Annotated in this window: 27 protein-coding genes; 14 read left to right on the plus strand and 13 right to left on the minus strand. The window is 63.0% G+C overall.

Features of this window, described 5'->3' with window-relative positions:
* Positions 1 to 12: 12 nt before the first annotated feature.
* The 6 genes from DIC66_RS03215 to DIC66_RS03240 form a co-directional block, all read right to left on the minus strand.
* Positions 13 to 561: a pilus assembly PilX family protein gene (locus DIC66_RS03215; RefSeq protein ID WP_117173918.1), complete on the minus strand. Its 549-nt coding sequence runs from the start codon at positions 559 to 561 to the stop codon at positions 13 to 15.
* A gap of 1 nt (position 562) precedes the next feature.
* Complete coding sequence (locus DIC66_RS03220) at positions 563 to 1,279, minus strand: PilW family protein (RefSeq protein ID WP_117173920.1); 717 nt, start codon at positions 1,277 to 1,279, stop codon at positions 563 to 565.
* Entirely contained in the window at positions 1,276 to 1,809 is a 534-nt protein-coding gene (gene pilV, locus DIC66_RS03225; protein ID WP_117173922.1) for a type IV pilus modification protein PilV, read from the minus strand. The genes DIC66_RS03220 and pilV overlap by 4 nt, the downstream gene beginning before the upstream one ends.
* Complete coding sequence (locus tag DIC66_RS03230) at positions 1,800 to 2,297, minus strand: GspH/FimT family pseudopilin (RefSeq protein WP_117173924.1); 498 nt, start codon at positions 2,295 to 2,297, stop codon at positions 1,800 to 1,802. Before DIC66_RS03230 ends, pilV begins: the two co-directional genes overlap by 10 nt.
* Positions 2,298 to 2,466: 169 nt before the next feature.
* The gene (locus tag DIC66_RS03235; RefSeq protein ID WP_117173926.1) at positions 2,467 to 3,021 is read right to left on the minus strand and encodes a flavodoxin family protein; all 555 of its coding nucleotides are present in this window, start codon (positions 3,019 to 3,021) and stop codon (positions 2,467 to 2,469) included.
* Positions 3,022 to 3,105: 84 nt separating this feature from the next.
* Positions 3,106 to 3,807, minus strand: a complete 702-nt coding sequence (locus DIC66_RS03240; protein ID WP_117173928.1) for a pirin family protein — start codon at positions 3,805 to 3,807, stop codon at positions 3,106 to 3,108.
* 87 nt (positions 3,808 to 3,894) lie between these two features.
* Between DIC66_RS03240 and DIC66_RS03245 the strand changes: the two genes are divergently transcribed.
* The 6 genes from DIC66_RS03245 (at position 3,895) to dinG (ending at position 10,943) form a co-directional block, all read left to right on the plus strand.
* Entirely contained in the window at positions 3,895 to 4,836 is a 942-nt protein-coding gene (locus DIC66_RS03245; protein WP_117173930.1) for a LysR substrate-binding domain-containing protein, read from the plus strand.
* 81 nt (positions 4,837 to 4,917) lie between these two features.
* The gene (locus DIC66_RS03250; protein WP_117173932.1) at positions 4,918 to 5,961 is read left to right on the plus strand and encodes an NAD(P)/FAD-dependent oxidoreductase; all 1,044 of its coding nucleotides are present in this window, start codon (positions 4,918 to 4,920) and stop codon (positions 5,959 to 5,961) included.
* Positions 5,962 to 5,976: 15 nt separating this feature from the next.
* Positions 5,977 to 6,939 (plus strand): tRNA glutamyl-Q(34) synthetase GluQRS, encoded by a 963-nt coding sequence (gene gluQRS, locus DIC66_RS03255; protein WP_117173934.1) that lies wholly within the window; start codon positions 5,977 to 5,979, stop codon positions 6,937 to 6,939.
* Between the two features lie 78 nt (positions 6,940 to 7,017).
* Positions 7,018 to 7,809: a tRNA (guanosine(46)-N7)-methyltransferase TrmB gene (trmB, locus tag DIC66_RS03260; RefSeq protein ID WP_117173936.1), complete on the plus strand. Its 792-nt coding sequence runs from the start codon at positions 7,018 to 7,020 to the stop codon at positions 7,807 to 7,809.
* Positions 7,810 to 8,736 carry a pseudouridine synthase gene (locus tag DIC66_RS03265; RefSeq protein WP_117173938.1) on the plus strand — a complete coding sequence of 309 codons (927 nt, stop codon included), beginning with the start codon at positions 7,810 to 7,812 and terminating at the stop codon, positions 8,734 to 8,736.
* Positions 8,733 to 10,943 (plus strand): ATP-dependent DNA helicase DinG, encoded by a 2,211-nt coding sequence (gene dinG / locus DIC66_RS03270; RefSeq protein WP_275405207.1) that lies wholly within the window; start codon positions 8,733 to 8,735, stop codon positions 10,941 to 10,943. The genes DIC66_RS03265 and dinG overlap by 4 nt, the downstream gene beginning before the upstream one ends.
* Positions 10,944 to 10,971: 28 nt before the next feature.
* Here the strand turns inward: dinG and DIC66_RS03275 are convergent, their stop codons facing one another.
* The 4 genes from DIC66_RS03275 to DIC66_RS03290 all read right to left on the minus strand — a co-directional run bounded on the left by DIC66_RS03275 (position 10,972) and on the right by DIC66_RS03290 (position 13,571).
* Entirely contained in the window at positions 10,972 to 11,355 is a 384-nt protein-coding gene (locus DIC66_RS03275; protein ID WP_117173940.1) for a HepT-like ribonuclease domain-containing protein, read from the minus strand.
* Positions 11,352 to 11,642 (minus strand): nucleotidyltransferase family protein, encoded by a 291-nt coding sequence (locus tag DIC66_RS03280; protein WP_117173942.1) that lies wholly within the window; start codon positions 11,640 to 11,642, stop codon positions 11,352 to 11,354. The genes DIC66_RS03275 and DIC66_RS03280 overlap by 4 nt, the downstream gene beginning before the upstream one ends.
* Positions 11,643 to 11,751: 109 nt before the next feature.
* Complete coding sequence (locus tag DIC66_RS03285; protein WP_117173944.1) at positions 11,752 to 12,756, minus strand: adenosine kinase; 1,005 nt, start codon at positions 12,754 to 12,756, stop codon at positions 11,752 to 11,754.
* Between the two features lie 38 nt (positions 12,757 to 12,794).
* Positions 12,795 to 13,571: a ferredoxin--NADP reductase gene (locus DIC66_RS03290; protein WP_117173945.1), complete on the minus strand. Its 777-nt coding sequence runs from the start codon at positions 13,569 to 13,571 to the stop codon at positions 12,795 to 12,797.
* Between the two features lie 116 nt (positions 13,572 to 13,687).
* Here DIC66_RS03290 and DIC66_RS03295 point away from each other — a divergent pair, with 116 nt between their 5' ends.
* Complete coding sequence (locus tag DIC66_RS03295; RefSeq protein ID WP_158558827.1) at positions 13,688 to 14,050, plus strand: thioredoxin family protein; 363 nt, start codon at positions 13,688 to 13,690, stop codon at positions 14,048 to 14,050.
* Here DIC66_RS03295 and xopAW read toward each other — a convergent pair.
* Positions 14,040 to 14,891, minus strand: coding sequence for a XopAW family type III secretion system calcium-binding effector (xopAW, locus tag DIC66_RS03300; protein ID WP_117173949.1), 852 nt, complete (start codon positions 14,889 to 14,891; stop codon positions 14,040 to 14,042). The genes DIC66_RS03295 and xopAW overlap by 11 nt on opposite strands.
* Positions 14,892 to 15,115: 224 nt before the next feature.
* On the opposite strand from xopAW, the gene DIC66_RS03305 reads away from it, so the two are divergent.
* Together DIC66_RS03305 and DIC66_RS03310 are read left to right on the plus strand one after the other, a co-directional pair.
* Positions 15,116 to 15,856, plus strand: coding sequence for a response regulator (locus DIC66_RS03305; RefSeq protein ID WP_117173951.1), 741 nt, complete (start codon positions 15,116 to 15,118; stop codon positions 15,854 to 15,856).
* Positions 15,853 to 16,953 carry an ATP-binding protein gene (locus DIC66_RS03310; RefSeq protein ID WP_117173953.1) on the plus strand — a complete coding sequence of 367 codons (1,101 nt, stop codon included), beginning with the start codon at positions 15,853 to 15,855 and terminating at the stop codon, positions 16,951 to 16,953. Before DIC66_RS03305 ends, DIC66_RS03310 begins: the two co-directional genes overlap by 4 nt.
* Positions 16,954 to 17,026: 73 nt before the next feature.
* Here the strand turns inward: DIC66_RS03310 and alaS are convergent, their stop codons facing one another.
* Complete coding sequence (alaS, locus tag DIC66_RS03315) at positions 17,027 to 19,651, minus strand: alanine--tRNA ligase (protein ID WP_117173955.1); 2,625 nt, start codon at positions 19,649 to 19,651, stop codon at positions 17,027 to 17,029.
* Positions 19,652 to 19,694: 43 nt separating this feature from the next.
* The gene (locus DIC66_RS03320) at positions 19,695 to 20,627 is read right to left on the minus strand and encodes a LysR substrate-binding domain-containing protein (protein ID WP_117173956.1); all 933 of its coding nucleotides are present in this window, start codon (positions 20,625 to 20,627) and stop codon (positions 19,695 to 19,697) included.
* 236 nt (positions 20,628 to 20,863) lie between these two features.
* Between DIC66_RS03320 and DIC66_RS03325 the strand changes: the two genes are divergently transcribed.
* The 5 genes from DIC66_RS03325 (at position 20,864) to DIC66_RS03345 (ending at position 26,451) form a co-directional block, all read left to right on the plus strand.
* Entirely contained in the window at positions 20,864 to 22,015 is a 1,152-nt protein-coding gene (locus DIC66_RS03325; RefSeq protein WP_117173958.1) for an ABC transporter substrate-binding protein, read from the plus strand.
* Positions 22,016 to 22,127: 112 nt separating this feature from the next.
* Positions 22,128 to 23,174, plus strand: a complete 1,047-nt coding sequence (locus DIC66_RS03330; RefSeq protein ID WP_117173960.1) for an ABC transporter ATP-binding protein — start codon at positions 22,128 to 22,130, stop codon at positions 23,172 to 23,174.
* Entirely contained in the window at positions 23,167 to 24,114 is a 948-nt protein-coding gene (locus DIC66_RS03335; protein WP_117173962.1) for an ABC transporter permease, read from the plus strand. Before DIC66_RS03330 ends, DIC66_RS03335 begins: the two co-directional genes overlap by 8 nt.
* Positions 24,104 to 24,961 carry an ABC transporter permease gene (locus tag DIC66_RS03340; protein WP_117173964.1) on the plus strand — a complete coding sequence of 286 codons (858 nt, stop codon included), beginning with the start codon at positions 24,104 to 24,106 and terminating at the stop codon, positions 24,959 to 24,961. Before DIC66_RS03335 ends, DIC66_RS03340 begins: the two co-directional genes overlap by 11 nt.
* A 71-nt stretch (positions 24,962 to 25,032) precedes the next feature.
* A complete protein-coding gene (locus DIC66_RS03345) occupies positions 25,033 to 26,451 on the plus strand; it encodes a gamma-aminobutyraldehyde dehydrogenase (RefSeq protein ID WP_233505769.1) in 1,419 nt (472 codons plus the stop codon).
* The last annotated feature ends 54 nt before the right edge of the window (positions 26,452 to 26,505 follow it).

Below are 26,505 nucleotides of genomic sequence, written 5' to 3' on the forward strand. Positions count from 1 at the left end.
TGGCCGAATGTGTCAGCCCCCGCTTATGTCTCTGGCACTCACCGTGACCTCAAAAATAGTTTCCACCACAGCCGCCGCCGTGGCGTTGCCCCCTTGCGCCGTGGATGTCACCTTGTAGTAGGCCTTGGGGGCGGTTGGGGAGATGGGCGTAGGCCCCATAAACTGAATGTGGTAGTTGACCTGGCTGGCGTAACTATTTGCGCCACCGCCAGCAATCACCGTCATGTTGGGCGGCTGGAAGGTGTTGGATGAACTCCAGGGCAAGGTTGCCGGACTGGCCAATGCATTGCTGCAAACAACAGCGGAGGCGCCGGTTTGGGTGGTGGAGGTGCAATTGATGCCCGTATTCCACACGCCCGAAAAAATATTTCCGGGTTGCAGCATCCAGAACTGGACGGCGTCCAGACCCGCTTGGGAAGCCTCGATGGCTCTCTGCTTTTCGTTCAGGTTACCGGATATCTTCTGGTCCTTGATGAATCCGCCAAACATGCTGATACCCAGCATGGACATGATGATCAGGAAGATCATCACTGCGAAGAGCACAAATCCTTTTTGCTTCATGTTAAATATTCGCCATGTAGGGTATGGTTTCCACCAAGCTCACTGTCTGGGGCTGGCCGGGCTGGCCAGCCAGGGCATTGGTAAAGAGCAAAGTCACTTGGGCTGTCTTGACGTTGCCCCAGAAATTTGCCGTTGTGACCTGTGCGCCCGTCAGGTACTGCGTCACGGAGCCGCCCCCGGTGGAGTCCACTCCGTAGACGATGTTCATGCCTGCCAGACCACCGATCAGGTTCAGCGTGGTGGCAGCCGTGGCAGCCGTGTTGTCCGTCTCCGAACAGGTGAGAAACCCGTTGGCCACATTGAAACGATTGGTGTAGGTGTGCCCGGCAACAAGGCTTGCAGAGCAACCCTGTTGCGCCCCGCCGGCACTGGCCGTAAATCTGACGCTCAAGGTGTCGGCTGCGGCACCCGCCCCGGTTCCCAACAAAGTCTGACCTGGTGCTGTAAAGACCCCGCTGACCGGATACAGGACCTCGCCCGACTTGGCGATAGGGTCTGGATTGAAGCCTGCGCCACTGACTGCAACATGCAGGAAATACATGGCCATGCGTTGCTGGTTTTGAACCGCTGAGAGCTGCTGTGCGGTTGTTGCGGTTTCACGCATGGTGAGGAAGGCCTGGCTGACGCCCAGCAAGAGCACCAGGCCAATGGTGAGTGCAATCATGACCTCGACCAGGCCGATGCCACGCTGAACCAGGTGACTGCCCTGTGATTTCATAGCACGGACACCAGGGTTTGGTAGCTATGGGTCTGCACAGTGCCCGTTGACAGCAGGCCGACACCCGGCAGGTCCTGGTTGTGCAGCGCTATATTTTTCTCTTGCCACGAAACGGTCACCGTGCAAACGGCCGGCGAAATCGTCAAATTGCAGGCAATATTCAAAGAGCCGACTGGCAAACTGTTAGCGATGTCATTGCCCCAGGTAGCCAGATCGAAATAGGCCAATTGGGGCCCGGTGCAGGCCGTGCCACTGAAGCAGTCTCCGGTGTAGGCAGAGGGTCCGCCGGTCACGGTTGTGCCCTGCACTGTCACGCTGCTGGGGGGCGTGCCCCAGTAGGCCACATTGGCCTTCATGGCGGCCGCAATGCTGGTGGCCTGAATGGCTGCCCTGCTGTTGTAGCGGCCCAGTTCCGTGGCATTGATAGCCTGCATTTGCAGCCCGGCCATCCCCAGAACACCGAACATCAGCACCACGACCGACACCAGCACTTCGATCATGGAAAAGCCGCGCTCTTTTCTCATGGACATGCTGCACCCGATCTTGATACCCAAGAGCCGGCACTGAAGGCGATGCAGCGGCGCAGGCTTTCCGTTTCGTTCGTGTCATGCAGCGTCAGCGTGGAATCAAAAAAGGTGTACCCCATGGACGTGAATTGCGGGTATGCGGGCGTGGCCGTGGAGGTGCTGACCAGCGAGTCACGCGATAAAGCAGCTGTGGTTTGCAGCAACTGGCTCGGCGGGCCGTCAAGTTGCACGATCCAGCCAGTGGACCAACTGGTGCTTGCCGCACAACTGGTGCCGTTCGTGCTGGGGCAAACAGACACCGTGAGCCCCCGCTTGACCGCCTCGCTGCGGGCCAGATTCAGTCCGGACAAGACGGCATTGATTTCACCATCCATGCGGACCTTGCTGATCGTGTAAGCGAGGTTCGGCATTCCAATGACGGCAGCGATGCCCACGATAGCGAGGACAACCAGCAGTTCAATCAGTGTGACGCCAAAAGATTTAAAGCTCATTTGCCGCAAATTGTGCGTGCGACAACATTTGACAGGAGAACTTCACGCCCAGCGGACGCAGCGGGACGATAAACGGCTTAAGTCAGAACACCCATTCGCACATTCATCAATTTAATGCCATCGCAGGCATCGCACCCTTGCGGGCGCGATGCAAGGGAAAAACCCCAGCTTAGCCGCTGAATTTGCCAGCCAGTGCGGCAATGCGCGCGCCAAACAGACGGCCGGTTTCCAGGTCACCGGCATTCATTTCATCAGCACCTGCATCGCCCGGCGTCTGGGCGATGGGCCCACCGCTGGAAGCCAGGTAGTTGATATCGCTGCGCTGCGAAGCCTTGGTGTTGTTGTAGTTGATCCCGGTGCCCGCCCAGATGCCACCGTGCTGCATGGCCAGGGTCATGAAGTAATGCAGGGTGCTGAATTTGTCGCCGTTCACATTGGCACTGACGGTGAAGCCGCCAAAGATCTTGTCCTTCCAGGACTGGCTGTACCAGGGCTTGGAGGAGGCGTCGGCAAACTTCTTGAACTGCCAGCTGACCGAGCCCATGTAAGTGGGCGAGCCGAAGATGATTGCGTCGGCCGCGGCCAGGCTCTCCCAGGCGCCTTCGGGCACATTGCCCTCTGCATCAATGGCGATCAGCTCTGCGGCGGCGCCCGCTGCAACCGACTGCGCAAAACGCTGGGTATGGCCGTAGCCGGAGTGGTAGATCACGATCGTTTTTGCCATGGGGAAGCTCCTGTTGGATTTAAAGTGAATGTCCCGGACCGGGACGCGTAGGGAAAAAAGGGAAAATGTCAGCCAGCCGCGCGCTCAGGGTGCCAGATCAAACACCAGCACCTCAGCGCCCGTTCCTAGCTGTAGCGAGAGCATGCCCTCGCCTTCGATAAGCGCTGCATCACCGGCGCACAGGTCTTGCCCGTTGACCTGCAGGCTGCCGCGCATCAGATGCACATAGGCCTTGCGGGCAGGATCCAGTGGCAGGCTTGCTGACTGCCCTGCATCGAACAGGCCGCTGTAGAGCCGTGCATCAGCGTTGATTTTCACCGAGCCATCAGCAGCGTCGCTTGACGCCAGTAGGCGCAGCGTGCCCTGCTTCTCTGCTGTGGTAAAGGTCTTCTGCTCGTAGCCCGGCGCAATGCCGCGTGCACTGGGCTCTATCCAGATCTGGAAAAAATGGGTGGTCTCATTGGGCGCGTGGTTGAACTCGCTGTGCTGCACACCACTGCCTGCACTCATGCGCTGCACGTCGCCGGGCGGAATGCCCTTGACGTTGCCCATGCTGTCCTTGTGCGCCAGGTTGCCCGACACCACGTAGCTGATGATTTCCATATCGCGGTGGCCATGCGTGCCAAAACCTGTGCCGGGGGCAATGCGGTCTTCGTTGATCACCCGCAAATTGCCCCAGCCCATGTGCTTGGGGTCGTAGTAACCGGCAAAGGAAAAGCTGTGGAAGGACTTGAGCCAACCGTGGTCAGCGAAGCCACGGTCGGAAGATTTACGGAGTGTCAGCATATTTCTGACTGTATGCCTTTACGGGCCAGCGCGATGCGCCTTGATTGATGGCATCATTCAAATGCATTCAATCAAAGCTGGATATCCATGCAAACCCCTCGCGACGTATTGACCCCTGACGCCCTCGCCATGCTGCAGACCATTGCCCAGGCTGGCAGCTTTGCAGCAGCTGCTCGCGCCATGGGCATGGTGCCCAGTGCGCTGACCTACCGTGTGCGGCAAATAGAGGACGCACTGGACGTGTTGCTCTATGACCGCAGCTCGCGCCAGGCCAAGATGACTGAGGCGGGTGCCGAGCTGCTGCGCGAAGGCGGCCGTCTGCTCAGTGAAATTGATGCGGTGGCCAACCGCGTAAAGCGGGTGGCCACGGGCTGGGAGTCGCAGTTCACCATCGCCGTGGACACCATCATTTCCAAGACCACCATGATGGAGTTGTGCGAGGCTTTCTATGCCCTGTCGCCGCCCACCCAGATTCGCCTGCGTGACGAGACTTTGTCCGGTTCTCTGGAAGCCCTGACCTCGGGCCAGGCGGACCTGGTCATAGGCTGCGGCCCTGACTCCAGCACCATTGGCGGGCTGCACAGCAAGGCGCTGGGATCGGTGTACTTTGTGTATGCGGTAGCGCCGCACCACCCCCTGGCCAATGCACCCGAACCGCTCAGCGATGAGTTGATTCAAAAACACCGTGCCGTAGCGGTGGCTGATTCGGTACAGCGCGGCGGCGGACAGACCTTTGGCATCTTCAGCGGCCAGGAAGTGTTTACCGTGGCCAGCATGAAAGACAAGCTGGAAGCCCAACTGCGCGGCATGGGTGGCGGCAACCTGCCCATTGGCATGGCCAGCCGCTATGTGGAGACCGGCAGGTTGGTTGTCAAAAAAACCGAGCGTGCCAAGCGCTTGGTCACGGTGCACTATGCCTGGCGAGGCAACAAGGCCCAAAGGCAGGGCCGCGCCATGCAATGGTGGCTGGAGCAACTGGAAAGCCAGACCACACGTACGGCGCTGCTGGAAAACCATACGAGCTATTGAAACAGTGGGCGTGAAGCCCTGACATGCACTGCGCTGCGTGTATAAACCCTCTACACACTTTAATAACCGGAGAACAAGCGCATGACCTCACCCAAACGCATCGCCATTGTGGGAGCCGGCATGGCTGCCATCACCTGCGCCCGCACCCTGGTACAGGCCGGCCACAGCGTCACGGTTTTTGAGAAGAGCCACAGCGCGGGCGGACGCATGTCCACGCGCAGCAGCGCCTTTGGCAGCTTTGACCACGGCGCCCAATACTTCACCGTGCGCGATGCCCGCTTCGAGTTGGCCATGGCCACCGTGCCCGGCATTTGCCGCCGCTGGAGCGCCAACACCGTGCAGGTACTGGACTCGCACGGCCTGGTGGCCGAAGCCGGACTGCCCGCGCGCGAACCGCACTGGGTGGCCAAGCCCGGCATGAGCGCCCTGGTCAAGGCCTGGGCCCAGCCGCTGATCGACAACAAGGCACTGGAACTGGAGACCCGCGTGGTCGCCATCGAAAAAGACGCACTCAATACCAAGCAGTGGCAACTGCGCACTGCAGGTGCTGGCGACACCAGCCATGTGTTCAGCGGCTTCGATGCCGTGGTGCTGGCCGTTCCCGGCCCGCAGGCCCTGGCCCTGCTGCAAACCCAACCCAAGGCCGCAGCCCTGGCCAAGAAGGCCGCCAAGTCCACGGTGGCCCCCTGCTGGACTTTGATGCTGGCCTTCCCGCAAGCCGTGCAACCCGGCCTCACCACCCTCGGGCCCCAGTGGAATGCAGCGCGCAGCACGCACCACCGCATTGCCTGGCTGGCACGCGAATCGAGCAAGCCCGGCCGTGGTGCCATCGAGCGCTGGACGGTGCAGGCCAGCGCGGCCTGGTCGCAAGAGCATTTGCAGGACGACACGCCCCGCGTCACCGCCAAGCTGATCAAGGCATTCACCGAAGTCACCGGGATCCGGGCTGAACCCGCCCATGCCGAGGTGCACCGCTGGCTGTATGCAAAAACCGAAAAGCCGCTGGGCGTGTCCCACCTGTGGGATGCCAAGGCCGGCATTGGCGTGTGTGGAGACTGGTGCCTGGGACACCGGGTGGAGAACGCCTTTGTGTCGGGGCTGGAAATGGCGCTGGCCATCGCCTGATTTTTGGAGCCACGTGTGGGGGCCAGCTACAAGGGTAGATTCGCGCCCTCGCCCACCGGGCCGCTGCACGCGGGCTCACTCGTGGCGGCGCTGGCCAGCTGGCTGGATGCCCGTGCGCGCGGCGGCCAGTGGCTGGTGCGCATGGAAGACGTGGACCTGCCGCGCTGCGTGCCGGGTGCCGACCAGCGCATCCTGCAGCAACTTGCCGACTGCGGCCTGATCCCTGATGAGCCGCCGGTCTGGCAAAGCCAGCGCAGTGCGCTGTACCAGCAAGCGCTGGATGCGCTGATCCAACACGGACTTGCCTACCCTTGTGCCTGCTCGCGCAAAGACATCGAGCAGGCGCTTCTGGCCCAAGGCTTGAATAAAGCGCGCCACGGTGAACTGGTCTACCCTGGTACCTGCCGCACCGGGCTCCATGGCAAGGAGGGTCGGGCCTGGCGTTTTGCGACTGAGGACTTTGGCAGCAGCGCAATCCACCCGATCCATACGCATATCGCCAAGGGTGAGGCCAGCATTGCACACAGCGTCACCTGGACCGACCGCCGCCTGGGCCCACAGACCCAGGACGTGGCCGCCGAGGTGGGCGACTTTGTTCTGAAGCGCGCCGACGGCCTGTTTGCCTACCAGTTGGCCGTGGTGGTGGACGATGCCGCGCAGGGCATCACCCACATCGTGCGCGGCGAGGACCTGGCCGACAACACGGCGCGCCAGATCCTCTTGCAGCGTGCCTTGGGTTACCGCACGCCCGAGTACCTGCACACAGAGCTGGTACTGGCCGCCGACCGCCAGAAACTCAGCAAGCAAAACGGCGCGCAGGCTCTGGACACCAGCAGCCCCGAGGCCGTGCTGGGCGCATTGACCCTGGCCGCAAACCGGCTTGGGCTAACTGACAGCGGAACGCGCGACAATAGGGGCATCGCACTGGCCGCCTGGGTTGAACAATGGCGCGCCACGCTGCAATCCCAAAACACCTGAAAACCTGAAGAACTGCGCGCGGCAGGCCGCTGGTTGTGCCAGTGCACACCGCTGCCCCTGCGCCCCTGGACACACCACATGAACACTGAGAACAACGAGAACACCGCCCCTTCGGCCAGCGCCGAGAGCACCGAGGCCCCCAAGCCCTTCATGCGCACCATCAAGAGCTTTATCCGCCGCGCCGGCCGCACTACCGCTGGCCAGGCCAAGGCCTTTGAGGTGCTGGGCCCCCAATTCCTGGTGCCCTACCAGACCAGTCTGCTCGATCTGCAAGCACCCTTTGCCCAGGCCGATGCCACGCCTGAAGAGGCCGCAGCCCAGGCCGCAAAGCCCATCGTGCTGGAAATCGGCTTTGGCATGGGCGAGGCCACGGCGCATATTGCCTCCGTGTTGCCGGATACCCACTTCCTGTGCTGCGAAGTACATGAGCCCGGCGTGGGCGCGCTGCTCAAGCGCATTGGCGAGCGCAATCTCACCAACATCCGCATCTGCGCCCATGACGCGGTGGAGGTGATAGACCACATGCTGCCCCTGCACAGTCTGGACGGCGTGCACATCTTCTTCCCCGACCCCTGGCACAAGACCAAGCACAACAAGCGCCGCTTGATCCAGCAGGGTTTGGTGGCCAAGCTGGCCGCGCGCCTCAAGGTGGGCGGCTACCTGCACTGCGCCACCGACTGGCAGCCCTATGCCGAACAGATCCTGGCGGTGCTGAGTGCCGAGCCGCTGTTGCGCAACCGCGCGCTGCAAAGCCACCCGCAACTCGAAGGCTACGCGCCCAAGCCCCTGTACCGGCCGCTGACCAAGTTCGAGAACCGCGGCATCCGCCTGGGCCACGGTGTCTGGGACGCGGTGTTTGAACGGGTGTAAGTGGCCCGCTACCGCCCCAACCCACCACCACCCCGCGATGGCCTGAGTGCCAGCTGCGTGGTGGTGCCCAAGGGCGACTGGACTGCCGCGCTGGACTTTTTTGCCTGGCGTTTTTCCTTTGTCGCGCGCAGCGAGTGGGCGCAGCGCTTTGCAGCCGGCGATGTGGTGGACTCTGAAGGCGCGGTGCTGCAGAGCGACAGCGTGCTGCACACCGGCCAGCGCGTGTACTACTTTCGCGACGTGCCCGCAGAGCCCGCCATTCCGTTCCAGGAGCGCATCCTCTGGCAGGACGAACACCTGGTGGTGGTGGACAAGCCACATTTTTTGCCGGTGATACCCAGCGGCAAATACGTGCGCGAAACCCTGCTGGTGCGCCTGGGGCAGACTCTCGGCAGCTCCACGCTGGCACCCATCCACCGCATAGACCGCGACACCGCAGGCTTGGTGCTTTTCTCGCGCAACCCGGCCACGCGCGATGCCTACGCCCGCCTGTTTCGCGACCATGTGGTGCGCAAGACCTACCATGCCATTGCCCGCTGGAACCCGGATTTGCCATGGCCGATCCAGCGCCACACGCGCATTGCTGTGGGCAGCCACTTCATGCAGCAGACCGAAGTGGAAGGCGTACCCAACGCGCTCACCACCATCCGCCCGCTGCAGCACAACGGCACCTTTGCCCTGTATGAGCTGCAGCCGGTCAACGGCCAGCGCCACCAGCTGCGCGTGCACATGAACGCCCTGGGCCTGCCCCTTCTGAATGACGGCATCTACCCCGAGCTCACCGCAGAGGGCAGCCAGGATTTTGAAAATCCGCTGCAACTGCTGGCCCAGTCCATTTCCTTTACCGACCCCCTTAGCGGCGAACTACGCCGCTTCGAGAGCCAGCTGCAACTGCGTGCGCTGGAATCACTGAACCGACCATCTTGAGCTTCACCACCCCCACCCCCGAAACCCTGTCCGCGCACGCGCTCAAGAGCTTCGAGCAGATGATGCGCAAAACGCCGGGCTTCAAGATGCGCGACGGCCAGCACGCCATGGCCGAGTGCGTGGCCGATACGCTCTCCAAAGCCGACCTGGGCGAGTGCGCCGTGCCGACCAAGGCCCTTGCCGTCATCCAGGCAGGTACCGGCGTGGGCAAGAGCGCGGCCTACCTCAGCACAGCAGTGGCCATGGCGCTGGAGCGCAAGACCCGGGTGCTGATTTCCACCGCCACCGTGGCCCTGCAGGAGCAGCTGATGAGCAAGGACCTGCCGGCTCTCGCAGCCGCCATGGACAAGCCCTTTGTCTATGCCCTGGCCAAGGGGCGCGGGCGCTATGTCTGCAAGGTCAAGCTGGACCGCGTGGCCGGCACCGGCAGCGGCGATGAAGACCTGTTTGAAGAAGACTTCCCCGTGGCCGCACTCTCCACCGCCTCGCAGCAGGCGATTGAAGAGCGGCGCATCCACCTCTACGACCACATGGCTACGCTTTTAAATAGCGCCCAGTGGGACGGCGACCGCGACACCCTGGCCCAGGCGCCCGACGGCAGCGACTGGGCAGGCGTGGCCGCCGAGCGCCACACCTGCACCGCGCGCCACTGCCCCAAGTACAAGGAGTGCAGCTACTACAACGCCCGCACCCGCCTGGCCGAGGCCAATGTGATCGTGGCCAACCACGACCTGGTGCTGGCCACCCTGGGCCTGAAAACCCTGCCCGACCTGGACAACTGCCTGGTGGTGTTTGACGAAGGCCACCACCTGCCGGCCGTGGCCCTGGACCAGTTCTCCAGCGCCATGGATCTGAGCAACCTGCGCTGGCTCGACAAACTCCCCAAGACCATGCAGGAGGTGGCCACCCGGCTGCACCTGCACCTGGGCGAAGACGTGCAAACCGTGTGCAGCCAGCTGCGCACCGTGCTGACGCAGGCGCAGAAGCTGTGCCTGGACCTGGTGCACGACAGCACCGACGGGAGTGCCGCCGGGCCGCCCCAAGGCACGAAGGCCCCCTCGGGGGGCAGCGCAGCACACGCAGTGGCAAGCGTGGGGGCCATAACGAACGGCACGCTGCGCTTTCCCAACGGCGTGCTGCCCGAAACCCTGACAGACCCCATCACCCAGATCAGCGCACAGGCCACAGGCTTGTCCAAGGCGCTCGAAGCCCTGGGTGTGGATGTGAAAGCCATTGCCAAGGACGACCCGGCGCAAGGCGTGCTGTGCGCCCAGCTGTATGCCAAGCTGGGTGCCATTGCCCCGCGCCTGAACGCAGTGGCTGCCACTGCGCAACTGCTGCTGGAACATGGCGAGCAGCCACTGGCCAAATGGCTCAAGGCCGAGACCGAGGGCGGCTACCTGAACCTGAGCGCCAATGCCAGCCCCATGGTGCCGGGCGATTTGCTGCGCCAGTTTTTATGGAGCCAGGTGCGCGGCGCGGTGATCACCTCCGCATCGCTCACCAGCTGCGGAAGCTTTGATTATTTTTTGCAGGAGGCAGGTCTCTCCGGCAACCGCAACGTCACCACATTGGAAGTCTCCAGCCCGTTTGACTATGCCAAGCAGGGCACGCTGACCGTGGTGCACACCCGCGCCGAGCCCAAGCAGGCCGAGGCCTATACCGCCGAGATGGTGGAGCTCTTGCTGCAAGACTTGAAGGACGTGGAACACGGCGCACTGGCCCTGTTCACCTCACGCGCGCAAATGCGCAGTGCCACCCTGGCTCTGCCATCTTCTCTGGTGGATGCCGTGCTGGTGCAGGGCACGCTGTCGCGCACCCGCTTGCTGGCCAGCCACAGCGCGCGCGTGGAGGCCGGCCTGCCCTCCATCCTGTTTGGACTGCAGTCCTTTGGCGAAGGCCTGGACCTGCCGGGCAAGCTCTGCGAGACAGTGTTTATCTGCAAGCTGCCCTTCGCCCCGCCGAGTGAGCCGGTGGACGAAGCCCGCGCCGAGTGGCTGCGCACGATGGGGCGCGACCCGTTCAGCGAACTGGTCATCCCTGCCACCGCCATCAAGCTGCTGCAATGGACGGGCCGTGCCATCCGCACCGAGGAAGACCAGGCGCATGTGATCTGCTACGACAAGCGACTGCAGTTGCAGAGCTATGGCAAGCGCATGCTCAATGGCTTGCCGCCGTACGCGGTAAAAACGCGCAAGGCGGTTTAGAAAAGTACGCTCGACGGTTAGTGATTCGTCAGCCGCCGCTATCGTTGCGGTCTTTTATTTCAGCATCCAGACGCACAGCAGGCAGTTGCTTTTGCAACGCTGGAAGCCATTCCAGTGCGGTCTCCCACACCACATCGAGGTTGATATCGAAATAGCCGTGGGCCATGCGATTGCGCATATTGCGCATGCTGCGCCACGGCACTTCGGCGTGCACCTGAGTGAACACGGAATAGCCATCCATCACGCGCGTGGCGGCCTCACCAATGATGATGAGGTTCATGATGACGGCCTGCTGCGTGCGCTTGTCAGACAGAAAGTCATCCTTGGACAATCCATCCACGAAACCGCACGCATCCACTGCAGCCTTTTGGATGTGGACCAGGTAATCGGTAAGTCGGCGGCCCTCGCTCATATGGGTTGTGCCTCGGCGAGCACCTTGGCACGGAACTTCTGCGGCAGGTCGCCAGGAGTCAACAAATCGACGTCCACGCCAAGCAGTGTCTTCAGTTCATCTTCCAGGTCACCCAAGTCCAACAGCGTGGCACCAGGCAGCGCATCGACCAGCAGATCAAGGTCGCTGCCATCCTGGTCGGTGCCATGCAACACCGAACCGAATACACGTGGGTTCGCCGTGCGGAATCGGCTCACTGCCTCGCGCACTGCGCTTCGCTTCAAGTCAAGCACAACGGATGGTCGCATAGGCATCCTTACCTTTTAAAACTCGCAAGCCGAAATGATGTCCCGACCGGGAAATTATGCAGCCAGAAGCCCAGTGGGCAATAAATATTCCCGTACGGGAAAGGCTGGCTTATACGGTCGCCTCAAACTCCTTGCGAATCCCCTGCAGTTGCAGCGGGGTCAGCCGGTTGCCGTACTGCGCCACCACCTGGCCCGCGGCCTGGTTGGCCAGCAGCGCGGCCTGTGCGTGGCTGTGGCTGTGGGTGACGGCAAACAGGAAGGCACCGGCGAACATGTCGCCCGCGCCATTGGTGTCGATGGCCTTCACGCTGACGGCGGGCACTTCGGTTTGGCTGTCGCCTTCAATCACGATGCAGCCCTTGGCACTGCGCGTCAGACACACCACGCGGGCGCGCTTGCTGATGGTGGCAATGATGGTGGGCAGATCGGTACTGCCGCACCAGACCTGCGCCTCTTCCTCGTTGCAGAACAGGTAGTCCAGATCGCCCTCGCCCACGATGGCTTCCAGGCCGGGGCGGCAGAAGTTGATCATGCTCATGTCGCTGAGCGTGGTGGCCAGCATCACACCGGCCTCCTTGGCAAGGGCGCGGCCACGGAGGGCTGCGTCCAGCCCCGTGGGGGATGCCGACAGATAGCCTTCCATGTAATAGACCTTGGACTTGGCAATGTCGCGCGCTTGCAGTGCGGTGTGATCGATGTCGGCCGTGGCCCCCAGAAAAGTGCTCATGCTGCGCTCGGCGTCCGGCGTGACCATGACCATGCAGATGCCGGTTTGGCCTTCGGGAAACTGGGTGTGCGAGAGGTTGGTGCTGACGCCATTGGCCAGCAGGTCCTGGTGGTAGAAAGCGCCGAGTTCGTCATCCGCCACGCGGCAGGAATAAAAGGCCTTGCCACCCAATTGGGCCAGCGCCACGGCCGTGTTGCCAGCAGAGCCGCCACCGGTGCGGCGGCTGTGCAGACCGTGCACGCCTTCGAGCAGAAAGGCACGGCGCTCGGCGTCAATCAGCGTCATGTGGCGCTTCTCCACTCCCAGGGCTTGCAATTGGGCGTCAGTGACTTCGTATTCAGAGTCCACCAGGGCGTTGCCAATGGCGTAGAGATCGAAATGGGGCATGGAATTCCTGAAAAGGCTTGCGGTACTTGCTGGGAGATTTATTGTTCGACGAAGGCGCGTTCCACCACAAAGTCGCCCGGTGTGGTGGTGCTGCCTTCTTTGTAGCCACGCTTCTCCAGAATCACCTTCATGTCCTTGAGCAAACCGGGCGAGCCGCACAGCATGACGCGGTCATGTTCGGGGTCGAGCTTGGGCAGGCCCAGGTCGGCCTGCATCTTGCCGGATTCGATCAGGTCGGTGATGCGGCCCTGGTTGCGGAAGGGCTCACGCGTGACCGTGGGGTAGTACAGCATCTGCTCGGTAATCATCTCGCCCAGGAACTCGTGGTCGGGCAGCTCGTGGGTGAAGTAGTCGTAGTAGGCCAGTTCCTTGACCTCGCGCACGCCGTGCACCACGATGACTTTCTCGAAGCGCTCGTAGGTGGCCGGGTCGCGGGCCACGCTCAGGAACGGGGCCAGGCCAGTGCCGCTGCCCAGCAGGTACAGGTTCTTGCCGGGCAGGAGGTAGTCAATCAGCAAGGTGCCCGTGGGCTTTTTGCCCACCACAATCTTGTCGCCCACCTTGATGTGCTGCAGCTGCGAAGTCAACGGGCCGTCCTGCACCTTGATGCTGAGGAATTCCAGGTGCTCTTCGTAATTGGCGCTGGCAATGCTGTAGGCGCGCAGCAGGGGCTTGCCGTTGGGCTGGCGCAGGCCAATCATGGTGAAGTGGCCGTTGGAGAACCGCAGCGCCGGGTCGCGGGTGGTGGTGAAGCTGAACAAACGGTCAGTCCAGTGGTGTACGCTCAATACGGTTTCGTCCAGAAATGCACTCATGGGGGCCTTGTGATGGTTCAAAGCTGCGTCGCAGCAAACCCTGTAGTGTAAAACGTGGACTTGCCACAATTTGGCATATCGATAGACCCCAGAGTTATTTGCACCTGTATTGCGCCATGTCAGACCCCCAAGCCCCCTCAACCCAGCCCTTGCTGGTGGCCTGCCTGTGCGCCCAGTGGTGCGGCACCTGCAAGGACTATGTGCCGCTGTTTGAGGGCCTGCAGTCCGAGTTCCCTGATGCGGATTTTCGCTGGATCGATATAGAGGACGAGGCCGAGGTGGTGGACCCGATCGAGGTGGAAAACTTCCCGACGATCCTGATCGTGTCGGGTGGGCAGGCACGCTTTTTCGGGCCTGTCATGCCGCACCTGGAGACCGTGCGGCGGCTGATCCAATCGCAGCAAACACAGACCGGGCCCAGCCGCCTGCCGGCCGAGGTGCAGGCCCTGGCAGGCCGGGTGATGGCACTCAGGCCGTAGCGCTGAGCTGGCTGGTGCTGGTGTTGGTCTTGCCGCTGGAAGTCAGGTCGGCACTGATCTGCTCGTAGAGCTTTTGCGCCAGCTTGGCCACTTCGGAGCTGGAACTGTTGCCCGAACTGTCGGTTTGCGTGGTCTGGGCCAGTTCCTTGAGGGCACCGGCCAGGCGCTCCATTTCAGACACGGTGCCGTCCTGGTTGATGTCCAAGGGGTCGTAAGTTGTACTGCTGGATGCGCCACCCGCGCGACCTGCCCCACCGGGTCCACCTGCAGGCGGCGGGCCACTGGGGCCAGACCTTGCAGCGCTGGCCTGCGTGCTGCTGCTGGCGTCGCTGGCCTGCGGCTTGCCCGCATCGAACTCTGCCTTGGTGAGCTTGGCATCGCCATCTGTATCCAACTGGCTGAATTTGTCACTGACATCCTCCCCTGTGTCGGACTTGATCTTGTCGGCCAGTGCCTTGACTTCGGTTGCATCCAGCAAACCATCGGAATTGCTGTCTACCTTGGAAAACAGGTCATCCTCGCCGCCCGCACCGCGGGACTGTGCAAAGTCCATGGTGGACGGTGGCGGCATCAGGGCCTTCATGCCCTGGCCCAACTCGTCGCTGGACAGGCTGCCGTCCGCATTGCTGTCCATCTTGGTAAACAGCTCCTTGCTGTCGCCCAGGTTGGTGCGAGTCTTGGTACTGACGTCGCTGAGCATGGTGCTAAGTTCTGTCTGGTCCACACCGCCGCTGCCGTCGGTATCCACCTTGGCGAACATCCTGGCCTGGTGCTGGCTGCGTTGGGTGTTGAGGGCAGCCCAGGCGTTGCCGGAACTGCTGACTGCGCTGATGGTGCTCATGGCTATTTCCTTGTGAATCGTGGATGAAAGCGTCACCCTTTTGGCATGCAACTTCGAGCGACAGGTCTATTGTTCTGCTCCTGTGTAAGCCGCTCTTTTCCACTGTGTACCAAGCCCGATACAAAGCGCTCTGATAGGCCACGAGCAGCCCGACAAAAACCTGCCATTTCAGCGCTTAAGGCAGCGCTGCAGTTTCTAAACTGGCCGGTGTAACCGGGACCGCCATGTCTGCCAAAACATCCATCCTTCTCGTCGACGACGACATCGAAATCACCGAGTTGTTGGGCGCCTACCTGCAGAGCTTCAACTACGAGGTGCACTGCGCGTGCGACGGCCCCGCCATGCGCGCCCAGCTGCAATGCCACACGGTGGATCTGGTGGTGCTGGACGTGATGCTGCCGGGCACGGATGGCCTGACCCTGGCGCGCGAGATCCGCGCGCACTCCTGCATTCCGGTCATCATGCTCACTGCCCGCACCTCGACCCTGGACCGCATACTGGGATTGGAAAACGGCGCCGACGACTACATGAGCAAACCCTTTGAGCCGCGTGAACTGGTGGCCCGCATCCAGTCGGTGCTGCGACGCTCCCGCGGCGCGCGCGACGAGGACGGTGGCATTGCTGCCAGCGACGTGGTGTGCTTTGACGGCTGGGAGTTGCACCGCACGGACCGCACGGTGGTGTCGCCCACCGGCCTGGTGGTGGCACTGTCCAACGCCGAGTTCCGCCTGCTCAACACTTTTTTGCAAACGCCCAGACGCCTGTTCAGCCGCGACCAGCTCATGGAGCAGGCCCGCGGCCGCGCCATGGATGCCTTTGAGCGCAGCATTGACTTGCTGGTGTCACGCCTGCGGCAAAAACTGGCGATGGACTCGGACGAGTCGTCCATGATCAAGACCGTGCGCGGTGCAGGCTATATGTTCAATGTGCAATCGGTGCAGGCCCGGGCAGCGTGGCGCGTATGAGCCTTACAGCCACGCACCCCCATCCTGCCTTGCCCATGCAGCGGCTGGGTGCAGCATTGGCGCGCTGTGTGCCGGACAGCCTCTTTGGCCGACTGGCGCTGCTGCTGGTGGCCGTTGCCCTGGCCAGCCATGTGCTGGCCCTGTCCCTGATGTTCGAGTTCCGGCACATGGGCCCACCGCCCACGCAGCTGCCGCACCACGCAGGTATGCCGCCCGGCCCGCATGGTCCACCGCTGGAAGGCATGTTGATGGACATTGCCGTGCGCCTGAGCGCTGTGCTGTTGGCGGCCTGGGTGGGGGCGCGCTGGCTGGCAGCTCCCATACGCCAGCTGGCCGAATCCACGCGCGATCTGGCCCAAAACATCCACCGCGCGCCGATTGCCGAGCAAGGCACGCGCGAGTGCCGTGAAGCCACCCATGTGATCAACCAGTTGCAACAGCACATCCGCGCGCAATTGGCCGAGCGAGACCAATTTGTCGCAGCGGTATCGCACGACCTGCGCACCCCGCTGACCCGCCTGAAGCTGCGCACGCAGTCACTGCAAAGCGATGCCGAACGCCAGCGCTTTGGCCGGGACATCACCGAGATGGACAGCATGATCCGCGTCACTCTGGACTACCTGCGCGGCGCCGCCGACCCGGAGCCCTGGGTGGAGCTGGACCTGGTGTCGCTGCTACAAAGCCAGGTGCATGACAACCAGGACTGCGGCTTTGCTGTCAACCTGCAGGGGGCCGCCAATGGGATGGCTCCCTTGCCCTTGCGGGCCCAGCTGTCAGCCCTTCGCCGCTGCATTGCCAACCTGGTGGATAACGCCGTGCGCTACGGTGGCAGTGCGGAGCTGTCGCTCAGCCGGGAAGCAGACACCGTGTGTATCCGTATCACCGACAACGGCCCTGGCATTCCCGAAGCCGAACTCAGCCAGGTGCTGCTGCCCTTCTACCGCGTGGAAGCTTCCCGCAACCGCCATACCGGTGGTGTGGGGCTGGGGCTGGCCACGGCCCATGACATCGCCCGCATGCATGGCGGCAGCCTGGTGCTGAGCAACCGCGAGGGTTGCGGCTTGTTGGCGGAGCTGCGGTTTCCACTAAGAGCCTGAGAGTCAGCCGGCCTGGCAGAAACGCAAACGGGGCCAGAAGGCCCCGCTATTTGCGAAACAGCCCCGAGGGCAATCAGAGCTTGGCTGTCACCCAGGCCACCACGCTGTCCAGCGCCTCGCCCAGCTTGGCCGGCTCTGTTCCACCGGCCATCGCCATGTCGGGCTTGCCGCCGCCTTTGCCGCCCACCTGGGCAGCCACAAAGTTGGCCAGTTCACCGGCCTTGACCTTGCCCGTGGTGTCCGTGGTGACGCCGGCTGCGATCTGCACCTTGTCGCCTTCAGCAGTTGCCAGCACGATGACTGCAGTCTTGAGCTTGTCCTTGAGCTTGTCCATGGTGTCGCGCAGGGTCTTGGTGTCGGCACCGGGCAAGCGTGCCACCAGCACCTTGACGCCATTGATCAACAAGGCGCTGTTCAGCAGCTCATCACCCTGGGCCGAGGCCAGCTTGCCCTTGGCAGCAGCCAGTTCTTTTTCCAGCTCACGCACCTGGGTCAGCATGGATGACACACGGCCCTGCACTTCGCCGGTGGTCACGCGCAGCGTGCCGGCCACGCCGCCCAAAGTGGCTTCCATGCCCTGCACATAGTCCAGCGCCACCAGGCCGGTGACCGCTTCCACACGGCGCACACCAGCGGCCACACCACCTTCAGAGGTGATAGAGAAGAAACCGATGTCGCCGGTGCGCTGCACGTGGGTGCCGCCGCACAGCTCGGTGGTGCTGCCGATGTCGAGCACGCGCACGATGTCGCCGTACTTCTCGCCGAACAGCATCATGGCGCCGGTTTGCTTGGCGTCTTCAATCGGCATCAGGCGCGCGCGGGTGGGTGCGTTGGCGATGATCTCGGTGTTGACGATGGCCTCGATCTCGCGGATTTGTGCATCCGTCATGGGGGCGTTGTGGGTGAAGTCAAAGCGCGTTTTTTCCGCGTCCACCAGGCTGCCCTTTTGCTGCACATGGTCGCCCAGCACCAGGCGCAAGGCCTTGTGCATCAGGTGGGTGACCGAGTGGTTACGCATGCTGGCGGCGCGCACTGCCGTGTTGACCTGCGCCTCCACATGGTCGCCCACGGCCAACGTGCCTTCTGATAGGCTGCCGTGGTGGCCGAACACATCGGACTTGATTTTCTGGGTGTCTTCCACCGCAAAGCGGGCCGAGCCGCTGGTGATCACGCCCTGGTCGCCCACCTGGCCGCCGCTCTCGGCGTAGAAGGGGGTGGTATCCAACACCACCACGCCGCTCTGACCCGCCTTGAGTGCGGCTACCGGTGTGCCGTCCACGTACAAGGCCAGCACCTTGGCGGTGGCTTTGAGTTCGTCGTAGCCGACAAAGGTGTTGCCCGCACCGGTGTAGTCCAGCGCCTTGTCCATCTTGAACTTGCCTGCCGCACGGCCCTTGGCCTTTTGTGCTTCCATGGCGGCGGCAAAGCCTGCCGAATCGACTTCCACACCGGCTTCGCGGCACACGTCGGCCGACAGATCCAGCGGGAAGCCATAGGTGTCGTGCAGCTTGAAGGCCACCTCACCCGGCAGCACCTTGGCGCCGTCTTTCAGCGCCTCTTCCAGAATTTCCATGCCCGTGGCCAGGGTCTCGAAGAAACGTTCTTCTTCCACCCGCAGCACTTCGGTGATGCGTTTCTCTTGCGCCGCCAGGCTCGGGTAGGCCGCACCCATCACAGCCACCAAATCGGCTACGAGCTTGTGGAAAAACGGTGTCTTCTTGCCCAGCTTGTAGCCGTGGCGGATGGCGCGGCGCACGATGCGGCGCTGCACATAGCCGCGGCCTTCGTTGCTGGGGATCACGCCGTCGCTCACCAAAAAGGCGGTGGCGCGGATGTGGTCGGCAATCACACGCAAGGATTTGTTGGACAGGTCTTTTTCACCGGTCTCGCGCGAGGCGGCCTTGATCAGCGCGTCAAACAGGTCGATCTCGTAGTTGCTGTGCACGTGCTGCAGGATGGCGGCCAGGCGCTCCAGGCCCATGCCGGTGTCCACGCAGGGGGCAGGCAGCGGGGTCACGGCACCGGTCTCGTCCATGTTGAACTGCATGAACACGTTGTTCCAGATTTCAATGAAGCGGTCGCCATCTTCATCGGGGGAGCCCGGAGGGCCGCCGGGGATGTGGTCGCCGTGGTCGTAAAAGATTTCAGAGCAGGGGCCGCAAGGGCCGGTGTCGGCCATCATCCAGAAGTTGTCACTCTTGTAGCGCCCGCCCTTGTTGTCGCCAATGCGGATCACACGGTCAGCCGGCAGACCGATTTCCTTGGTCCAGATGTCAAAGGCTTCGTCGTCTTCAGCGTAGACGGTGGCCAGCAGGCGCTCTTTGGGCAGCTTGTAGACCTCGGTCAACAGCTCCCATGCCCACTTGAGCGATTCGCGCTTGAAGTAATCGCAAAAGCTCCAGTTGCCCATCATCTCGAAGAAGGTGTGGTGGCGCGCGGTGTAGCCCACGTTTTCCAGGTCGTTGTGCTTGCCGCCGGCGCGCAGGCAGGCTTGCACCGAGGCGGCGCGCACATAGGAGCGCTTGTCGGTGCCCAGAAAGACGTCCTTGAACTGCACCATGCCGGAGTTGGTGAACATCAGCGTGGGGTCGTTGCCGGGCACCAGCGGGCTCGATGCCACCACGGTGTGGCCCTTGGAGGCAAAGAAGTCGAGGAAGGTCTTGCGGATGTCGGCAACACTCATTACGGGCTGGGTCATATCTGGGCTTCCAAGGGACGGGTTCAAAAAGATTAGCCGCGTATTATCGCGCGCCGTGCGAGGCAGCGGCCAGGCCATGCCCGTCCAGCGTGGGCCGCACCGCGGTCAGGAAATTGCGCAGGGACTCGGGCTGCGCTGCGCCCTTGCGCCAGGCCAGGCCCACGTCGAGTGCGGCCAGCGGCTTGGCCAGCGAGCGGGCTTCGATGCGGTCCCCCTCCAACGACCAGGGCCGGTACAGCATGTCGGGCAACACCGAACAGCCAGCACCCGTGGCCACCAGGCTGCGCACCGCCTCCACCGACGAGGTGCGAATCAGCACATTGGGGTCGGCCCCGCCGGTGTTCCACAGCGCGGTGGCGGCGTCGCCCAGTTCATCCACCTGCAACAGCACCAGGGACTGCTGGGCCAGGTCGGCCGAATCGATGCTGGTCTCCTCCACCAACCGGTGGTTGACCGGCAGCCACACGCGCCAGCCCGAACGCAGAATGGTCTCGGTCTCCAGCGCCCGGTGGTTCTGCAACTGGGACACCACAATCAGCGCCACATCGAGCTCACCGCTGACCAGCAGATGCTCCAGGTAGTCGCGCCGGTCTTCGGTGATCTGCACTGTGATGCGTGGAAACACGCGGCGGAACCGGTCCAGCAAAAACGGCAGGTAGTAGCCCACCATCAGGCTGGTCACGCCAATATTGAGGTGGCCGGTGACGGTGTGCGGGCGCGAGGCCAGTGCATCGCGGGCGTTGCGCATGGCCACTTCGATCTGGTGGGCGTGGCGCAAAAATTGGTGGCCCGCATGGGTGAGCGCCATGCCCCGGGCCCGGCGCTCAAACAGCAGGGTACCCAGATCGGCCTCAATCTGCGCAATGGCCTGCGATACCACCGACTGCGACACCCCGAGCTCATGGATGGCAGCCGAAATCGAGCCCGCTTCGGCCACCGCTATGAAATACCGAATGCTCTTGAAAGAGGTGCTCATATTCAAAATTCCCTCAGCAGGACTGCGCGCACAGGGTTGCTATTGGGGCACGCACCATCCAGAGGCACAGGGTTAACCACTAATTTTCCTGCATTTGGTGCGAGCTATCTGTTTTGCCTATAGATTGTATTGGGCCACCGCTATGGTTTCTTCGAGCGAGCCTTCATAAGATCAAACGCAGGCTGGCCACTGGCCTGTCGCCCTGCCCTGTTTCAAACCCCTTCCTGGAGAAATTCATGTTGCACACCCGCTCACTGGTCTATGGAATGCTGGGCCTCGCGGCCTCGGCCTGCGCCCTGGCCGCCCCACCTGCCGCTGTTGGCAAGGGCGAGGGCCAGCTCAACATCATTGCCTGGGCCGGTTATGTGGAGCGCGGCGAGACCGACAAGGCTTACGACTGGGTCACCGGCTTTGAGAAGGCCTCGGGTTGCAAGGTCAATGTGAAGACGGCGGCCACCTCCGACGAGATGGTGTCGCTTATGAAGGCCGGTGGCTACGACCTGGTGACCGCCTCGGGCGATGCCAGCCTGCGCCTGGTGGCCTCCAAGCTGGTGCAGGAGATCAACCCCGCCCTCATCCCCTCCTGGAAGAACCTGGACAGCCGCTTGCAAAACGCCTCCTGGCACACGGTGGACGGCAAGCACTATGGCACGCCCTACCAGTGGGGCCCCAATGTGCTGATGTACAACACCAGCGTGTTCAAGAAAGCACCTGACTCCTGGAGCGTGGTGTTTGAAGAGCAGAAGCTGCCCGATGGCAAGTCCAACAAGGGCCGTGTGCAGGCCTATGACGGCGCCATCTACATAGCTGACGCTGCGCTCTACCTGATGAGCAAGAAGCCCGAGCTGGGCATCAAGGACCCGTATGAGCTCAACGACAAGCAGTACGCCGCCGTGCTGGAACTGCTGCGCGGCCAGAAGGCCCTGACCCACCGCTACTGGCATGACGCCACGGTGCAGATCAACGACTTCAAGGCCGAAGGCGTGGTGGCATCGGGCTCCTGGGGCTATATGGTCAACACCCTCAAGGGCGAGAAAAAGCCCATTGCCTCCACCATCCCGAAGGAAGGTGCCACTGGCTGGGCCGACACCACCATGCTGCACACCAGCGCCAAGAACGTGAACTGCGCCTACCAGTGGATGGAGCATTCCTTGGGCGACAAGCTGCAGGCACCTCTGGCCGAGTGGTTTGGCACCAACCCGGTGACACCAGCGGCCTGCAAGGCCAAGGCACCCGGCGGCAGCAACTTCTGCAAGGACAACGGCTTTAACGACTTCACCAAGATCAAGTTCTGGAAGACACCCGAGTCCAAGTGCACCACGCAAAGCAACTGCGTTCCCTACTCCAAGTGGGCGCTGGACTACATCGCCATCCAGGGCGGTCGTTAAGGCCCCCACGGTTGCCCACTGCGTGTGGCGCCCTGCCCCCCAGGGGGGCCGCGTTGCGCCTTGGGGCGGCCCGGCGGCGCAACATCCCAACAAGAAAAACATGTGAGAACGTATGCCGGTAGCCATTGAATTCAGGAACGTCTCCCGGCATTACGGGTCGGTAAAAGCGCTGGACCAGGTGAGTTTCCAGGTGGAGGAAGGCGAGTTCTTCTCCATGCTGGGGCCATCGGGTTCGGGCAAGACCACCTCGCTGCGCCTGATGGCCGGCTTTGAGCAGCCCAGCAGTGGCAGCCTGCAACTCATGGGGCGCGAGGCCGCTGGCACGCCGCCCTATGCGCGGGATGTGAACACCGTGTTCCAGGACTACGCGCTGTTTCCGCACATGAGCGTGCTGGACAACGTGGCCTACGGCCTGATGGTTCGCAAGATGGACCGGGCCCAGCGCCACGCGCTGGCCCTGGAGGCGCTGGCCATGGTGTCCCTGCCCGACCACGGCGGGCGCACACCGGCGCAGCTGTCGGGCGGCCAGCGCCAGCGCGTGGCCCTGGCCCGCGCCCTGGTGAACCGGCCCCGCGTGCTGCTGCTGGACGAACCCCTGGGTGCGCTGGACCTTAAATTACGCGAACAAATGCAGGTGGAGCTCAAAGTCTTGCACCGCAAGCTGGGTATCACCTTTGTCTATGTGACGCATGACCAGGGCGAGGCCCTGTCCATGTCCGACCGCATTGCCGTTTTCAACCATGGCCGCATCGAACAAATTGCCTCGCCACGCGAGTTGTACCAGCGCCCGCGCACCCGCTTTGTGGCCGGCTTTGTGGGCAGCTCCAACGTGTTTGATGCCGAGCTGGCGCACACGCTGTGCGGCAAGCGCCAGGCCTTTGCCGTGCGCCAGGAGAATATGGTGGCGTCACCGGCAGGCACACAGCCTCCCGTAGGCCATGTGCAGGTGGAAGGTGAGCTGTTGGCGGTGCAGTTTTTGGGTGCTGCGCTGCGCCTGGAAGTCCAAGTGGGCGAGCAGACACTGACCGCGCTGCAAGCCGACAACGGGTTCGCTGGTGCCACCGAGCACCCCAATACGCAGCCCGGCCAGTCCGCGCAACCCGGCCAACGTGTCGCCCTGCACTGGGCCGAGCGGCACATGGTGAATCTCGATGCCTGAGCTGGCCCCCTTGCCTGCGCTGCAACGCAGCGGCTTGCGCCAGCACATCGCCGACGTGCTGTACCAGCGCCGCACGCTCACCCTGCTGCTGATGCTGACGCCCCCGCTGCTCTGGTTTGGCGTGGTCTATGTGGGCTCGCTGCTCACGCTCCTGAGCCAAAGCGTGTTCCGCTTTGACGAGATGGCCATGTCGGTCACCACCGAGTTCACGCTGGAAAACTTCCGTAGCCTGTTGGTGCCGGCCAACTACGACATCGTGCTGCGCACCCTGGGCATGGCCGTGGCAGTGACCCTGGGCGCGGTGGCGATTGGCTTTCCCATGGCGTACTACATGGCGCACCATGCCGGGCCGCGCGAAAAAGGCTTTTTCTTTGTCAGCATCATGCTGCCCATGTGGGCCAGCTACATCGTCAAGGCCTATGCCTGGACGGTGCTGCTGGCGCAAGGCGGCGCCATTTATTGGCTGTTCACCCAGGCCGGGCTGCTGGGCCTGCTCGAAGCCGTGCTGCGCATACCGGTGCTGGGCGGCGACACCCTGGCCACCTCCAACCTGGGGCGCTTTCTGGTGTTTACCTACATCTGGCTGCCCTTCATGGTGTTGCCCATTCAGGCCGCCATTGAGCGCGTGCCCAGCAACCTGCTGCTGGCCTCCAGCGACCTGGGGGCCCGGCCCTGGCAGACCTTTCGCACCGTACTGTGGCCGCTGGCCTTTCCGGGCGTGGTGGCGGGTTCCATCTTCACCTTTTCGCTCACCCTGGGTGACTACATCATTCCCCAGCTGATCGGCCCCTCGGGCCTGTTCATTGGCAACATGGTCTACACGCTGCAGGGCACGATTGGCAACCTGCCGCTGGCTGCCGCCTTTACCTGCGTGCCGATTGTGTTGATCACTATTTACCTGTCCATGGCACGCCGCCTGGGAGCCTTCAATGCACTTTAGCCAGCCCTGCAAAGCCCCAGCGCGGCATCTGCAACGCGGCAGGGCCTGGCTGCCCAGCGGCAGCAGCGCACTGCGCCTGGCGGCCTACGCCGGCTTGGCATTCTTGCACCTGCCGCTGGCCTTTATTGCCCTGCAGGCCTTTAACGACACCCGTGCTGGTGACTCCTTTCCCGTGGCCGGGCTGACCCTGCGCTGGGTGCGCCTGGCGCTGGAGCGCAGCGACATCCGAGACGCCATTGCGCTCTCGCTCTCGGTGGCCACGGTGGCCACGCTGATCGCCATGCTGCTGGGCACGCTGACCGCCGCTGCTCTGAACCGCGACCGCTTCTTCGGCAAGAACGCCTTCACCACGCTGCTGATCATGCCCATTGCCCTGCCCGGCATCGTCACCGGCATTGCGCTGCTGTCGGCCTTCCGGCTGATGGAGGTGACGCCGGGCTTCTGGACCATTGCCATAGGCCACGCCACGTTCTGCGTGGTCATCGTGCACAACAACGTGGTGGCGCGGCTGCGCCGCCTGCCGGACCGGCTATGGGAAGCCTCCATGGACCTGGGCGCCGACACGCTCACCACCTTGCGCCACATCATCCTGCCGCAGCTGGGCACGGCCCTGCTGGCGGGCGGCATTCTGGCCTTTGCGCTGTCGGTGGATGAGCTCATCGTCACCACCTTTACTGCCGGAGCAGACAAGACCCTGCCCATCTGGCTGCTCAACCAATTGGGCCGCCCGCGCGACGCCGCCATTACCAACGTGGTGGCGCTCATCGTCATGCTGCTCACCGCGCCGCTGATTCTGCTGGCCTGGCGCCTGACCCGCGATGGCGATGCCAACCCGGGCGGACGCTGACGCGCACACCGATTCACTTCATTCACACCAACCACCCCCACACCATGGCCACTCCACGCTTTCCCACCCATTTGCTCATCAACGGTGCCACCGTGGCCGGCGAAGGCCGCGCGGAACCCATCCTCAACCCTTCTACCGGTGAGCTCCTGTGCGAGGTGCGCGAAGCCAGTGCCGACCAGTTGCGCCAGGCGGTAGATGCAGCCAGCGCCGCCTTCCCGGCCTGGGCTGCGCTCACCTCCAAGGACCGCAGCGGCTACCTGCTGAAAATTGCCGATGCCATTGAGGCCCACGGCGACGAGTTCGCCATGCTGGAGTCGCTCAACTGCGGCAAGCCCCTGGCGGCTGCGCGCAATGACGAGATCCCGGCCATTGCCGATGTGTACCGCTTTTTTGCCGGTGCCATCCGCAACATGGGCGGCCCGCTGGCGGGGGAATACCTCTCTGGCCACACCAGCATGATCCGGCGCGACCCGCTGGGCGTGGTGGCGTCCATTGCGCCATGGAACTACCCGCTGATGATGGCCGCCTGGAAGCTGGGCCCGGCCATTGCCATGGGCAACACCGTGGTGCTCAAACCCTCGGAGATGACGCCGCTGACCAGCCTGCGCATGGGCGAGTTGCTGGCGGGCATCCTGCCGCCCGGTGTGGTCAACATCGTATGCGGCAGGGGCGACACGGTAGGCGCGCCGCTGATCCGCGAACCGCGCATCCGCATGGCATCGCTCACAGGCGATGTGTCCACGGGCAGCAAAATCATGGAGGCAGCCGCGCGCGGCATCAAGCGCACCCACATGGAGCTGGGCGGCAAGGCCCCGGTCATCGTGCTCGACGACGCAGACATTGCCAGCGTGGTGGAAGGCGTGCGCACCTTTGGCTACTACAACGCCGGCCAGGACTGCACGGCGGCCTGCCGCATCTATGCCGGCGAAAAAATTTACGAACGCCTGGTGGCCGACCTGAGCAGCGCGGTATCGGGCATACGCACCGGCACCCAGCAGGAAGCCGGAGTCGAGATGGGCCCGCTTATCTCTGCCCGCCAGCGCGACCGCGTGGCCAGCTTTGTGGACCGCGCCAGCCAGCTCGCGCATGTGGAAATCACCGCCGGTGGCAGCGCGGGCAACCCCGGTAACAAGGGCTTTTTCTACAAGCCCACGGTGGTGGCCGGTGCGCTGCAGGACGATGAAATCGTGCGCAGCGAGGTGTTTGGCCCGGTGGTGTCTGTCACCCGCATCAAGGATGCCGAACAGGCCGTGGCCTACGCCAACGACTCCGAATACGGCCTGGCCAGCTCGGTCTGGACCAAGGACGTGGGCCTGGCCATGCAGATTGCCTCGCGCCTGCAATACGGCTGCACCTGGGTCAACACCCACTTCATGCTGGTGTCGGAAATGCCGCACGGCGGCATGAAGGCCTCGGGCTACGGCAAGGACATGTCGGTCTACGCGCTGGAAGACTACAGCTGCGCGCGTCACATCATGGTCAAGCACTAAAGCCCTTGGCGCAACGTTGATGCCGCATGCGGGCCAGCTGCTGGCTTGAGCACA

The organism is Rhodoferax lacus, from assembly GCF_003415675.1.
Classification (GTDB): Bacteria; Pseudomonadota; Gammaproteobacteria; order Burkholderiales; family Burkholderiaceae_C; genus Allorhodoferax; species Allorhodoferax lacus.